This is a genomic window from Neobacillus sp. PS3-12 (genome assembly GCF_030915385.1).
In the GTDB taxonomy this organism is placed as follows: domain Bacteria; phylum Bacillota; class Bacilli; order Bacillales; family Cytobacillaceae; genus JAEVLT01.
The window spans coordinates 4483443-4497426 of sequence record NZ_CP133268.1 but is presented as its reverse complement, the minus strand read 5'-3'; the positions used below and the strand labels follow the sequence as shown (position 1 = coordinate 4497426).

Here is a 13984-nt window from a genome sequence, read left to right as displayed (position 1 = left end):
TTGCTCTTAAAAAAGAAGTTTTTTGAATTAAAAAGAGTTCAGCCTATCAGCTTACGGCAATTCATCTCCACCTGAATTGTTGGGCTTCGCCCGTAACACAAATCAGAGGGAGTCTTCTTGCCGGAAAGGATAAATAAAAAGACACAAAAGATAGTATACAATTCTTTTGTGTCTTTTGGTAGTAAGATCGATCTAATTTTTTTAAACTAATGCTAATTTTTTAGTTTCCATTTTATTCTCTTCTCTGGGATGTTGATCAAAATACTCCTTCGCTGTTTGTAAGCAGCGGCGAGCATGCTCCTCAAAACCATACTCCTGAACACGCTTTAGGTTTGGTAATTCAATCGAACATGGGATTTCTGGAATCCGATTCACAATACTTGCAACATCAATTCCGCCCTCACCAACATAAGAACGTTCCTCACGGAGGATGCGGGTCATTTCATCCATTGAAGCAGGAATGTCCTTAATTGCATCACATAGATGTAAGAAGCGTAACCATTCACGTGGTACAGCATCCAAATCTTCTACTTTGTCCCCTGCACGATGGAAATGATGGATATCAACCATTAAACCGGCATTATCCTGCTTTGCCATTTGAAGTACATCCAGTGTACCTGAAAGATTTTTAACGCTGGCAATTGGTACATACTCTAACTCCACTGTAAGGCCAAATGGTTTGGCTAACTCACAAAGTTCGGCAAAGCGCTCGATCGCAAAATTACGGTCATCCGTCCAGATACTGCTGAGCACATGTTTTCCACCAAGCTCTGCTGCTGACTCCATAGCAGGCAGATAATTTTTTGGATCAACACCATCAAAGATTTTTGCAAGTTCTATATCAAGAAGTTTAACTCCTGTCTCGGAAAGTGCTGCTTTCGTTTGCTTCATCAATTCTTTATTATCGGATAATGAAAAATTAGGCTCCCCTGGCAACCCCATATAAATTGGGCGCAAGCTGACAAAATCATAACCTGTTCTAGCTGCGATGTTGATCATCTCTGGTGGTGGACAGCCAAGGATTGTTAAATAAGCTAGTGAATATTGTTTCTTCATCATTACTCCTCCTTATTTTTTCATTCTTTGTCCTGTACAAATACTAAATGGTGACTTTTTTAAAGATTAATAGAAAAAATACCGGATCAATATTTCTGTAAAAACGGACAAGTAATTTCCGCCAAATAAAAATTGTTTTCATTCAATGGAATATAATGCTATTTTATTATATAATGTATACGGTTTTAATGTTTTCGGTAAATAAAAATTGTTTTCATTGTTCAAAAAACATGTATAAAAAAGGTTGATTGTGTATGGTAATTGCGGTAGGATACTAGTAAGTTTTTTCATCCAGTGGAAAACCATTCAATTACCGTAAAATATTTTAAGAAGGAAGATTAAAAATCAATGGAACAAGAAGGAATTAGAACCGTTCAAAGGGCATTAGATATTATCGATTGTTTTACGAAAGAAAAACCCTATTTAAATCTTACTGAAATCTCACAAAAAGTTGGCCTCCCTGCATCCACTACCTCCAGGTTTTTAGCTACCCTTGAGCTAAATGACTACTTAGAAAAAGATGCGTCAACCCTTAGGTACAAACTTGGAAAAAAAATCTTTTACTTGGGTCATCTAGCTGGTGAATCGATTGACTTACGAACAATCGCCAAACCGATTATGGAAGAATTACGAAACGAAACGAAAGAAACCATTAATCTATATATTTTAAGGGACGTCCATAGAATCTGTATTGATCAGTTAGGCGGCTTAAATAATATCAGCCATACCGTTAACATTGGCGAAAATTATCCCTTATGGGCGGGTGCCGGCGGCAAAGCGATTCTTGCCTTCCAGGATGAACCCTTTATTCACTCTGTTATCGCAACAGCTTCACATCCAACACCTAATTTATTAAACGAATTAAGTGAGATTAGAATCAACCATTCTTGCTATAGCATTGACGAGGAGGTTGTTGGCTCCTCTGCTGTCTCCTCACCTATCTTTACTATCAATGGCAATGTGGAGGCTTCCCTTTCGATCGCAGGACCAACAAGCAGGTTTAACCAGGAAAACCGCGAAAGATACCAAAAGCTCGTGAAAGAATCAGCGGCTCTTATTTCTTCAAAAATGGGCTACTTATAATGAATGGAGCAAAATCCTGAGATGGTATGATGCTGCTTCTCTTGGTTTTTTCATGTGATTGGGCATCAGAATGACGCTTTGGTGCCGCTTCTCTTTCCTTTTTCATGAGATCGGGCATCATACAGGCGCTTTGGTGCCGTTTCTCTTAGTTTTTTCCTGAGATCAGGCATCATAACAGGCGCTTTGGTGTTGTTTCTCATTCCTTATTCCTATGAAAGCTAAATCGAGATAAAAAGACACAAAAGGCAGTCTAAACTTTTGTGTCTTTTTTGAGTTTAAAATTACTTTTCTAATTCAGGGTCGTAGAACTCTCCAAATAATTCTTCATCAGATGGTTTGTCTTCAGGGATCGGTGTGGATACCCAAGTTGTATTCATATAATGTTTAAGCGAAACGTTTTCAGATGTAGCGTTTCCGCCCCAAGTACCGCAGCCCATGGAAGAAGTTTGCGGCATGCCGTTTGTAAAGGAACCAGCATTACCGATGGAGTTTGGCTGGCGAACCATGATGCGGCTAAATGGACCCCACTCACCTAAACGATTGATATGTTCTTCACTGAATGAATAGATTCCGCAAGAGTGACCAATTCCGCCATTTTCAAATACACCTTCAGCCACTTTCAGGGCATTTTCAAAGTCGCCTTCATATTTATGAAGAGTAACTAAAGTTGTTAATTTTTCATCGGCAAATACTTTCCCTTTGCCGACTCCATCACCAATGACCATGATGAATTTGCGATCTTCAGGGATGCTGAAGCTAGCTGCTTGCGCAAGTTTTTGTGGAGAAATCGCCACAGTATCTGGCAGGCGATGTCCTTCCTCATCCCAAATAACGACGCGAAGTTTCTCTCTTTCTTCGGTGCTTGCTAAATATGCGCCTTCTAAAATAAGCTGTTCGATCATTTGATCATAATGGGATTCATGGATGATTAGGTTACCATCTGCAGAACAGCCAGAACCAAAGTCTTTTGTTTTACTTAACATTGTATTATGAGCTGCATCTTTTACATCAGCTGTTTCATCAATGATCACAGTTGCGTTCCCTTTTCCTACGCCGTAGGCAGGAGTACCAGAACTATATGCAGCACGAACCATATCTTGGCCGCCTGTTGCCATCACTAAATCAGCACGAGCCATTAATTCAGTTGTTAATGTTTTGCTTACCATTGGCAGGCATTGCAGAATATCAGCTGGTGCGCCTTCTCTTTCAAGCGCTTCTCTCATTAAACGAACGACTTCGTTAGAAGTCCCTTTTGAACGTGGATGTGGACTGAAGATCACCACGTCCCGAGCTTTAATCGCATAAATAGCAGTAACTGCTGGTGTTAGTTCTGGGTTCGTTGTTGGAATTAAAGAGGCAATAATCCCGGCTGGTTTGCCATATTTTTTGATGCCTTTTTCAGGGATTTCTTCGATCAAACCAACACTCTTTTGGCGTAATGCATCTCTAAGAACACCACGAATTTTCATCCGTTTGCCGACACGGTTAACGGGATCACCTAAGCCGCTTTCTTCCACACCCATAACGGCAATCTTTTCAAACGTCTTTTTATTGGCAACAGCCCAGGCAACTGCTTGGATTAAGCGGTCTACTTGTTCTTGGCTGTAGTCTTTAATTACTTCAAACGCTTTTTGCGCTTTTTCAAATGTTTCATCTAGTACAGCTTTTTGTTCTGGTGTTAATTCTTTTGGTTTATTAACGGTTGTTGATGACAAAATTATTACCTCCTAAAATTTGAAAATATATATTTATTAAGTACTAAAATAGTGATTGGAGTTGGATCGATCTAAGATTTCCGATTCTACATCTTTGCTGAATGTTTCTACATCAATTCAGTCGGATTCTACATCTTTACTAATTGATTCAACATATTATCAACGGGATTCTATATCCTTGCTGTTTTATCCAAGCTTTAGCTGCTCTTTTGGTGCCACATGTAATTGTGAACATGGTCCAGCCTGCAGCATATAACTTCCGCCATCATGCCCGATCAACTGTCTAACATCCTTGGCAACATTGATTAGCGTGTCTAGATTGATGCCCGTTTCAATTCCCATTTCAGATAAGGTATGAACAAGGTCCTCTGTTGCCACATTTCCTGTTGCGCCAGGTGCATATGGACAGCCGCCCAATCCCGTTATCGAGCTGTCAAAATAGATAATTCCTTGCTGCATCGCTGCAAACGCATTAGATATGGCCATTCCTCTTGTGTTATGCAAGTGCATCGTGAATGTCATATCTGGAAAATTATTTCTTAGTTGTCCTACAGAGTTGTAAACCTGCCTTGGATTAGCCATCCCAGTTGAATCGGCCAGTGAGATTTCTTCAATTCCATAGGCAATGTAACGTTCCACAATCATGTTGAGCCGTTCAATTGGAACAATTCCCTCATAGGGACAGCCAAATGCTACGGAAATGGAGCCGCCAACTTTTACCCCACGCTGATCAGCTAACTCGATAATGGGTGCAAAGCCATCCATTGCTTCTTTTGTGAGACAATTTGCGTTTGAGAGACTATGAGAGTCTGATGCGGATAGCATCAGTTTTAATTTCTTAATGCCCGCATCGATCGCACGCTGTGCCCCTTTTGCATTTGGAACAAGGGCGCGGAATTTAATCCCTGTCAGTTCCTGTGATTGCCTTACTACTTCTTCTGCATCCTTCAGTTGCGGAATGGCTCTTGGATGAACAAAAGAAGTAATTTCCATTGATTGGATCCCAGTGGTCGCTAATTTTTTAATGATCTCTAATTTCGTTTCTGTTGGGATCCATTCTTTTTCAGCTTGAAAGCCATCTCGTGGTGCTACTTCGCAAATGACCACCTTGGATGGCAGCTTGATGTCGGTTGAAAAACTCATCGAACCACTCCTTTTTTGTTTTGGACTTTAACTATGAATCTATTATTTAATTAAAGGGAATTTCCCTCGAATCCTTGAACTTCTTCATAGACACTTTCTTTTGTTCCAGGGCCGTTTTTGTCCGTAATCAGCCTTGTTACGGACATTTTCTTTGGTTCCCGAGTCTTTTTGTCCGTAATCGGCCTGGCCGCCTGGCCTTCTCACGGGAGTTCTAAGATTCGTTTTTATATAACGCTAATCAAAATATGAATCTATCAAACAGATACGTGGTGTACCTTCTTACCTGGTGAATAAATATCCATGATATTCCAATGCCCATCTGTTGGTACTGGGTTATTGAGCATTGCTACATCAATGACAACTGGCTTGTTGGCCTTGATGGCTTTTTCTAGTGCAGGCTTAAATTCTTCGGCCGCTTGAATTTTAATGCCTTCAACCCCATATGCCTGTGCAATTGTAGCGAAATCTGGTGAATATGGCTGCTCATCTTTTGTAAACAATGTACCTAAAGTTGTTCCAAAGTGGGCTTTTTGTAGCCCGGCAATCGTACCGAATGCAAAGTTGTTCATGATGACCCAAACAACTGGAATATCTTCTTCAAATGCTGTTGCTAACAATGCTGGGTTTTGGCCGAAGCCACCATCGCCAACTAGGGAAACTACTACACGATCCGGAGCAGCAATCTTAGCACCTAAAGCTGCTGGTGCTCCAAATCCCATTGTGCAGTAGCCGCCAGGAGTCAGGATCGATCCAGCTTCATAGATTGGGAACTGCTGGCCAACACCGTTTTTGTTCCAGCCCACATCTGTTGTGATGATCGCATCCTTCGGAAGCACTTCACGCACTTCTTCTAAAATCCGCTGCGGCATCATTGGGAAGCAGTTATCTTGGATATATTTTTGATTGCTTGCTTTAAATTCTTTGCGAAAGGCAGCAATTTCTGCTTTTAAAGAAGCTAAATAGTCAGGATGATAGCCTTCAGGTAACATCTCTTTTGCGACACGATTTAAGACAGTCAACGCTTGTTTCAAGTCAGCAACAACACCGATTTCTACCGGATAGTTACGGCCGATCTCGCTAGGATCGATGTCAATTTGAATCAGCTTTGTTGGAGGGAAGTTGAATGTAAATTCTGGTTCCCATGAGCTGGAGTCAGCTTCCCCAAAACGAGTTCCTAATGCAAAAATGTAATCGGCATTTAAGCATTTATCGTTGATAAATTTTGTTCCCCAGAATCCTGTCATTCCGAGTGTTAATGGATGATCATCCGATACGGCGCCTTTTCCCATCAAGGAATGGGCCACTGGAATATTTAAATAATCCACTAGCTCTCTTAATTCCTCGGCAGCATCTGCAAGCATGATCCCGCCGCCAACGTAAAATAACGGATTTTTTGCTTCTATTAAAGTTTGAATAATTTTCCTTGCCGTTTTTTCATCGATTGAAGGTTTATGTAATGCTTTTGTATTGTGTTTTACTTTTTCAAACCAAGTGGTTTCTAGTTCCATCGAGAAAATATCCATTGGAACAGACACTAACACTGGACCAGGATTTCCGCTTACCGCCAATTGAAAGGCTTTTTCCAAAATCTCAGGGAATAAATGCGGTGAATCCACACGCCATGCTCGTTTTACAAATGGACGATAAATTTCATATTGTGTGGCATCTGCATGCAAGTTTACTTCTTGGTGCGGATGTTTTCCGTAATAATGGGTCGGGATATCTCCGGCAATGACAACCATTGGGACCGAATCAAGAGCAGCATTGGCAACCCCTGTCGCTGCATTGGTCAATCCTGGTCCTAAGTGGCTGAGGAGGACCGCTGCTTGTTTTTTCACTCGGGCATAACCGTCAGCCATATGGGCAGAAATTTGTTCATGACGAACATTGACAAACTTAATGGAACTCTTTTCTAGCTCTGACAAAACTGCGATGTTTGTATGACCGCAAAGTCCAAAGATGTGTTCAATTCCTCTGTCTTCAAGGTACTTGACCAATTGATGTGATATAAGTTCTTTCATTCGTTTTGCTCCTTCTTAATAGTCTAGTAATCTAAAAATTTTCACTGAGTGAAAATCATTTTTATCAAATGAAATTTATACTGTTATTCTACATCAGACTGAATCCGTTTTCAATCCATAAGTAATATTTTTTTAAAATTTAAATTAAGTCTGAATTTCTCAACTTACAGACAAATAAAAAAGCCCTGACACCAATTTGGTATCAGAGCTTTTTGCATGTATGGATTAATACATTTTAATATATTGTTCGCGTTCCCAAGGGTGAACGGCAGTTCTAAACATATCCCATTCAATCTCTTTTGCTTCAATGAAATGTTCTAAAATATGTTCTCCAAGACCACTTGTCAACACTTCATCAGCTTGCAATTGATCAATAGCGATTGCCAATGTTGCAGGAAGATCGATGATGCCTTCCGCTAATCTTTCTTCTCTGCTCATAACATAGATGTTGCGGTCAACTGGTGCTGGAGGAGTTAATTTGTTTTTCACTCCATCAAGGCCTGCTTTTAAAAGAACAGCCATTGCTAAGTATGGGTTAGCTGCAGGGTCAACACTGCGCACTTCAATACGTGTGCTCAATCCGCGTGATGCAGGAATACGAACAAGCGGTGAACGGTTACTTGCAGACCATGCAACATAGCAAGGTGCTTCATATCCAGGTACAAGACGCTTATATGAGTTGACAGTTGGATTTGTGATTGCTGTAAAGTTTGGTGCGTGCTTAATAATACCAGCGATGAATTGGCGAGCAGTGTCGCTTAATTCAAGATCTCCGCTTGGCTCATAGAATGCATTTTGTCCATCTTTGAACAAAGAAAGGTTGCAGTGCATTCCAGATCCATTTACACCGAATAATGGTTTTGGCATAAATGTTGCGTGTAATCCGTGTTTACGAGCAATTGTTTTTACAACAAGCTTGAATGTTTGAATTTGGTCACATGCAGTCAAGGCATCCGCATATTTAAAGTCAATTTCGTGTTGTCCTGGAGCTACTTCATGGTGAGAAGCTTCGATTTCAAAGCCCATTTCTTCAAGCTCAAGTACGATATCACGACGGCAGTTTTCGCCAAGGTCTGTTGGAGCAAGGTCGAAGTATCCGCCATTATCATTTAATTCAAGAGTTGGTTCGCCTTTTTCATCTAATTTGAATAAGAAAAATTCTGGCTCAGGTCCAAGGTTGAAGTTAGTGAAGCCAAGGTCTGTCATTTCTTTTAATACACGGCGAAGGTTGTTACGCGGATCCCCATCGAATGGTTTTCCTTCTGGAGTATAGATATCGCAGATTAAACGGGCAACTTTTCCTTTTTCCGCAGTCCAAGGGAAGACAACCCATGTACTTAAATCTGGATATAGGTACATATCAGATTCTTCAATACGAACGAAACCTTCGATTGAGGAGCCGTCAAACATCATTTTATTATCGAGAGCTTTTTCCAACTGGCTAACTGGAATCTCGACGTTTTTGATCGTTCCAAGGATATCCGTAAATTGAAGACGGATAAATTTAACGTTTTCTTCTTGTGCCAAACGCTGGATATCTTCTCTTGTATACTTTGCCATTTTACTACCTCCAAATATTTATATTAATTAGTGAAAAAACGTGACATATCACCTTGGCGTAAAGAGGCCTTATTGAATCTTCCTGCCTGTATGAGTTCATTACGGAGCAGTGTGCGTAATTCGTCATCCGATAGGTTACGCTTCGGTTTTTCCAATGGCGGCTCGGGATCTTGAGGAAGCTTTTGTTCTTTATCCTGAAAAATCCTTTTAATACCAGCCATGTTAATACCTTGATCGATCAAATCCTTAATTTCTAGAAGCCTATCAATATCAATTAGGCTGAACATTCTTCTGTTCCCATCTGTTCTTGCTGGAGAAATTAATTCGTGCTCTTCATAATAGCGAATTTGTCTAGCCGTTAATTCAGTTAACTGCATGACAATTCCTATTGGAAACAGTGGCATCGAACGGCGAATTTCACTTCCACTCAAGATTTCTCCTCCCTTCTGCCTTTAAAAAGAGTAATCTTAACGACCCATTTTTAACAATGTTTGGAATCGCTTTTATTAAATTATATCGATGTTAGATTTTCTTGTCAAACCTGCGTGAGGTAAGCTAACATGGTTTTTTAAAAGAAAAATAGAATTGTTCAAATAATTTTCTTTTTCTTAATTAAACTCTATTAATCCTTTGTCAACGAGTCTGTCTAACGCAATGCAAACTGCGATTTTTACATGGGCATAGGTTAATCCACCTTGAACATAGGCAACATACGGCGGTCTGATTGGACCATCTGCTGTCAGCTCAATGCTTGCCCCTTGAATAAAGGTTCCTGCCGCCATGATGACGTCATCTTCATAGCCCGGCATATAGCTTGGGTGCGGTGTTACATATGAATTAATCGGTGAGGCAAATTGGATTGCCTGGCAGAAGGCAATCATTTTCTCACGATCATCAAATTGGACGGATTGGATTAAATCGGTACGTTTAGCATCCCACCTTGGACTTGAATTCATCCCAAGTTTTTCAAGCATAGCCGCTGTAAAAATCGCACCTTTCAGTGCTTGGCCAACCACATGTGGAGCAAGGAAGAACCCTTGGTACATCTCCTGAAGGCTATATAGCGATGCACCTGCCTCGGCTCCGATTCCCGGGGAGGTCATGCGGTATGAACAAGCTTCGACCCATTTTTGTTTGCCGACGATATAACCGCCCGTTTTGGCAATCCCGCCACCTGGATTTTTAATTAAGGAACCTGCCATTAAGTCTGCGCCAACATGGCATGGCTCCAAATCCTCAACAAATTCTCCATAGCAGTTATCCACAAACACGACGACATCATGTTTGATTTCTTTTACAAAAGATATCATTTCTTGAATGTCTGAAATGGTAAACGACGGCCGTGAAGCGTAGCCTTTTGAGCGCTGGATGCCAATCATTTTCGTGTTCGGTTTTATTTTCTCGGCAACCTCTTGATAATCGATTTTTCCATCAGCCTTAAGGGCGATACTATCATAGGAGATGCCAAATTCCTTTAAGGACCCAACACCGTTCCCGCGGATTCCAACGATTTCTTCAAGGGTATCATATGGCTTTCCTGTTATGTACAGCAGTTCATCCCCGGGACGCAGCACGCCAAACAAGGCAATGGAAATCGCATGTGTGCCCGAGATAATTTGCGGTCTGACTAAACCTGCTTCACCGCCAAACACATCAGCATACACTTTTTCGAGTGTATCGCGGCCGATATCATCGTAGCCATAACCTGTCGTTGGAATAAAGTGTGAATCACTAACTCGATGCTTTTGAAAACTTTCCAAGACGCGGAATTGATTCATTTCTATCTTGGTATCAATTTCTTTATGAGTTTCGGCAATCTGATTTTCGACTTGTTCGACGATCGGCCGAAGCTTTTCCCCGTTTTTTAACTGTTGAAACATGTTTTGCTCCTATCTAGACTTTATACTTCAGCAATTGTCCTGTTATTTGATGATCTTGGAGTGAGTATCCTTTGCAATGATAAAATTGGTCTTCTTCATCAAAGCTGAGTTCTCTCAAAATCGTCTCATTTTTTAATTGTGACAAGAGTTTTCCTTCTGTGGACGGAATATGAACCTGATAAGGAACCATCAGGTTAATCAAGACATCCTCCATTTTTTTCTTAAGCAGCTGTCGGTCTTCTTTTTCAAAGGCGGTAATAAAAATGGTTGGTGTGTCAGCAGTCGGCACAAAATCAGGATGCTTTAAATCTCTCTTATTATATACTGTTAATTGCGGAATTTCCTTTACCTCTAAATCTTCCAACAGTTTAATAACCGTTTTTTCATGCTGAAAATAATCGGGGTTTGACATATCGACCACATGCAGCAAAAGATCGGCCTCTCTAACCTCCTCTAAAGTAGAGCGAAATGCGGCAATCAATGCAGTTGGAAGATCTTGAATAAACCCAACGGTATCGGTAATCAGGGTCACAAACCCGCTTGGCAAAATCAGCTTCCGGGTCATTGGATCGAGAGTCGCAAATAGCTGGTTTTCTTCATAGGACTCCGCCTCTGACAAACGATTAAATAACGTGGATTTTCCAGCATTGGTATAGCCGACAATAGCCAATTGTACTGCCTTGTTTTTCTTTCGTCTTTCCCGATAGCGTTCACGGTGCTGAACGATGACTTCCAGCTGCTTTTTGATGTCATCGATCCGACGGCGGATATGGCGGCGGTCTGATTCCAGCTTTGTTTCCCCAGGGCCTCTTGTTCCAATTCCCGCTCCGAGCCTTGATAATGCAGTACCTTGTCCTGCAAGACGAGGCAGTATGTATTGAAGCTGCGCCAGTTCAACCTGCAGCTTTCCTTCTTTTGAACGGGCTCTTTGAGCAAAAATATCCAATATCAACTGAGTCCGATCAATAATTCTCGCGTTTAGGTCCCTGGCCAGATTTCGTTTTTGACTTGGTGATAGCTCATCATTAAAAATAACCAAGTCGGCTTCCAGCTCTTCAATAAGGACTCTGACTTCTTCCACCTTCCCGCTGCCAATGTAGGTAGCATTGTGGATTCGGTCACGCTTTTGTGAAACGGTCAGCAGCACTTCGCCTTGAGCTGTTTTCGTTAATGACGCCAGCTCTTCCATTGAATATTGAAAACGCGTATCATCTAATTGGATAGTTTGACACCCGACAAGGATCGCTTTTTCTAATTCCTTCTTTTGTTCCAAACCAGAACCTTCTTTCTATTTTTTTCATGTACATCATATCAAAAAAATCAAAGATACTCTAATTTTCCCCAATTCGATAAATAATTACAAAAAGTTGTGAACATTATGTGATAAACATGATAAAATAAGTTGTCCTTATAACATAGGCTTATTTACTTGGGGGAACGATGGAATGACCTGGGAAGTATTGAGTATGATTGGCACGATTGCCTTTGCCGTAAGTGGTGCAATTGTGGCCATGGAAGAAGAATATGATATTTTAGGCGTTTATTTTTTAGGAATCGTCACAGCATTTGGCGGCGGAGCAATTAGAAACCTTTTGATTGGGGTACCGGTGTCCACACTCTGGAATCAAGGATTATTTTTTGAAATTGCTTTAATCGCCATGACTGCTGCTCTTCTTTTTCCAAAAAATCTCCTGAAACATTGGGATAAATGGGGCAACTTGTGTGATGCGATTGGGCTTTCTGCTTTTGCCATCCAAGGAGCCTTATATGCGGTCAAAATGGGTCATCCATTAAGTGCTGTTATTGTTGCCGCCGTATTAACCGGTATTGGCGGAGGCATTATACGCGATTTATTAGCAGGCAGAAAACCGGGTGTTCTTCGGTCGGAAATTTATGCCGTCTGGACCATTTTATCCGGTCTGATTATCGGTTTAAAGATCGCGACATCACCGTTGGAACTATATATATTATTTATCGTGATCACCATTATGCGTGTCCTTTCCTATACGTATGACTGGAAACTTCCGATCATACGACTAAAAGGTAATTATACGCAGGGAAATGGTTATTAGCCAAAAAAGAGCCGAATCGGCTCTTTTTTTAGTCTTCCTCAAAAACTAAATCATTGCTTCTCAGTGTCATTAGTTCATGTTTGTCAAAATGATTTTGCATCAAAATTCGCATCGCTTGGGCACGAATCGATTTTTCGATTACATTACGGACATATCGTCCATTTGAAAAACTATTTGGATTGAGGATCGCTTTGACCCAGATTAAATGATCTCTCAGTTTTTTCTCTGCTTCATGACTAAGGGTATATTCCCGTTCCTTCAGCATCCTATCTGAGATTTCCATTAATTGATCAATATCATAATCAGGAAAATCAATAACAAGCGGAAAACGCGAATGTAATCCAGGATTTAAGGTTAGAAAATAATCCATTTCGCGTGAATAACCGGCAAGGATTAAAATAAACTCATGCTGTTTATCTTCCATATGTTTAACGAGGGTATCAATCGCTTCCTTACCGAAATCCTTTTCTCCGCCCCTCCCCAATGAATAGGCCTCATCAATAAACAAAATGCCGCCCTGTGCCCTTTTAACCAAATCCCTTGTTTTTTGCGCAGTATGACCGATATATTCCCCAACAAGGTCAGCGCGTTCTGCCTCAATCAAATGCCCCTTTGAGAGAACATTCATTTTTTGAAAAAGCCTACCAATTAAACGTGCCACTGTCGTTTTCCCAGTGCCGGGATTGCCTTTAAACATCATATGCAACGCTTGCTTTCCGGCTTTTAATCCTATTTCTTCCCGTTTTTTATTAACATAAATCCATGCATAAATTTCCTTAATCATCCGTTTCATTTCATGCATGCCAACCAATGCCCCGAGCTCTTCTTCAATTTCCTTTAAGGCTGAATGCTCTGGGGGAATATCCTTTGGAACAACTTGGAAATCCGGCAACTCTTTTGGCAGCACTCTTCGTTGAGAGTTGAGGGATATACTGATTTGACCATTACTTTTCATTCGAATCGGTTGATCCAAAGCCTTCACCTCGCATTTTTCGCAAACAATCTACGCTTGTGAGCTTTTTTTATATCAGATTTATCTTTTCTAAAAAAAGGATATCATCCTTATCGCACGGATAGGATTGTACACTTACCAAGGGAGTTTCCTTCATACTATGTGTATTCAGTGGAAATCAATAGTATTAGTATTAAAATTGGGGAAATGAAAAAGAGCCCGTGGGAATGGGCTCAGCGCTGGTATTTCAATTATTGCGGGTCAAGATCCAGATGAACATTTTTTTGCGGAGCGAATGTAGAAATCGCATGTTTAAAAACAAGCTGCTGTTTTCCTTCTGATTCAAAAAGCACCGTAAAGTTATCAAATCCTTTAATTTGACCTCTTATTTGAAATCCGTTTAGTAAAAATACGGTAACGTTTGTGCCATCCTTGCGCAATTGGTTTAAAAATTGATCTTGAATGTTAATAGCAGTTTTCATTGTGTAAATCCTCCTCTTTA

General features: G+C 40.7%; 12 protein-coding genes. 2 read left to right on the top strand and 10 right to left on the bottom strand.

Features of this window, described 5'->3' with window-relative positions:
* Positions 1 to 201 precede the first annotated feature (201 nt).
* Positions 202 to 1056 (bottom strand): sugar phosphate isomerase/epimerase family protein, encoded by an 855-nt coding sequence (locus RCG17_RS22685; protein ID WP_308175924.1) that lies wholly within the window; start codon positions 1054 to 1056, stop codon positions 202 to 204.
* A 348-nt stretch (positions 1057 to 1404) separates the two neighbouring features.
* Between RCG17_RS22685 and RCG17_RS22680 the strand changes: the two genes are divergently transcribed.
* Complete coding sequence (locus RCG17_RS22680; protein ID WP_308172304.1) at positions 1405 to 2139, top strand: IclR family transcriptional regulator; 735 nt, start codon at positions 1405 to 1407, stop codon at positions 2137 to 2139.
* A 281-nt stretch (positions 2140 to 2420) separates the two neighbouring features.
* Here RCG17_RS22680 and RCG17_RS22675 read toward each other — a convergent pair whose 3' ends face one another.
* The 7 genes from RCG17_RS22675 to hflX form a co-directional block, all read right to left on the bottom strand.
* Positions 2421 to 3854 (bottom strand): aldehyde dehydrogenase family protein, encoded by a 1434-nt coding sequence (locus RCG17_RS22675; RefSeq protein ID WP_308172303.1) that lies wholly within the window; start codon positions 3852 to 3854, stop codon positions 2421 to 2423.
* 186 nt (positions 3855 to 4040) lie between these two features.
* Positions 4041 to 4997, bottom strand: coding sequence for a hydroxymethylglutaryl-CoA lyase (locus tag RCG17_RS22670; RefSeq protein ID WP_308172302.1), 957 nt, complete (start codon positions 4995 to 4997; stop codon positions 4041 to 4043).
* Between the two features lie 254 nt (positions 4998 to 5251).
* The gene (locus tag RCG17_RS22665) at positions 5252 to 7018 is read right to left on the bottom strand and encodes a thiamine pyrophosphate-binding protein (RefSeq protein WP_308172301.1); all 1767 of its coding nucleotides are present in this window, start codon (positions 7016 to 7018) and stop codon (positions 5252 to 5254) included.
* 225 nt (positions 7019 to 7243) lie between these two features.
* Positions 7244 to 8578 carry a type I glutamate--ammonia ligase gene (glnA, locus tag RCG17_RS22660; RefSeq protein WP_308172300.1) on the bottom strand — a complete coding sequence of 445 codons (1335 nt, stop codon included), beginning with the start codon at positions 8576 to 8578 and terminating at the stop codon, positions 7244 to 7246.
* Positions 8579 to 8601: 23 nt separating this feature from the next.
* Positions 8602 to 9009, bottom strand: coding sequence for a MerR family transcriptional regulator (locus RCG17_RS22655; protein ID WP_308172299.1), 408 nt, complete (start codon positions 9007 to 9009; stop codon positions 8602 to 8604).
* Between the two features lie 177 nt (positions 9010 to 9186).
* A complete protein-coding gene (locus RCG17_RS22650; protein ID WP_308172298.1) occupies positions 9187 to 10458 on the bottom strand; it encodes a methionine gamma-lyase family protein in 1272 nt (423 codons plus the stop codon).
* 13 nt (positions 10459 to 10471) lie between these two features.
* Positions 10472 to 11731, bottom strand: coding sequence for a GTPase HflX (gene hflX, locus RCG17_RS22645; protein ID WP_308172297.1), 1260 nt, complete (start codon positions 11729 to 11731; stop codon positions 10472 to 10474).
* Between the two features lie 172 nt (positions 11732 to 11903).
* Here hflX and RCG17_RS22640 point away from each other — a divergent pair, with 172 nt between their 5' ends.
* Positions 11904 to 12530 (top strand): trimeric intracellular cation channel family protein, encoded by a 627-nt coding sequence (locus RCG17_RS22640; protein WP_308172296.1) that lies wholly within the window; start codon positions 11904 to 11906, stop codon positions 12528 to 12530.
* A 28-nt stretch (positions 12531 to 12558) separates the two neighbouring features.
* Here the strand turns inward: RCG17_RS22640 and spoVK are convergent, their stop codons facing one another.
* Positions 12559 to 13503, bottom strand: coding sequence for a stage V sporulation protein K (spoVK, locus tag RCG17_RS22635; protein ID WP_308172295.1), 945 nt, complete (start codon positions 13501 to 13503; stop codon positions 12559 to 12561).
* Between the two features lie 230 nt (positions 13504 to 13733).
* Positions 13734 to 13964 carry an RNA chaperone Hfq gene (hfq, locus tag RCG17_RS22630; protein WP_256236370.1) on the bottom strand — a complete coding sequence of 77 codons (231 nt, stop codon included), beginning with the start codon at positions 13962 to 13964 and terminating at the stop codon, positions 13734 to 13736.
* Positions 13965 to 13984 lie beyond the last annotated feature (20 nt).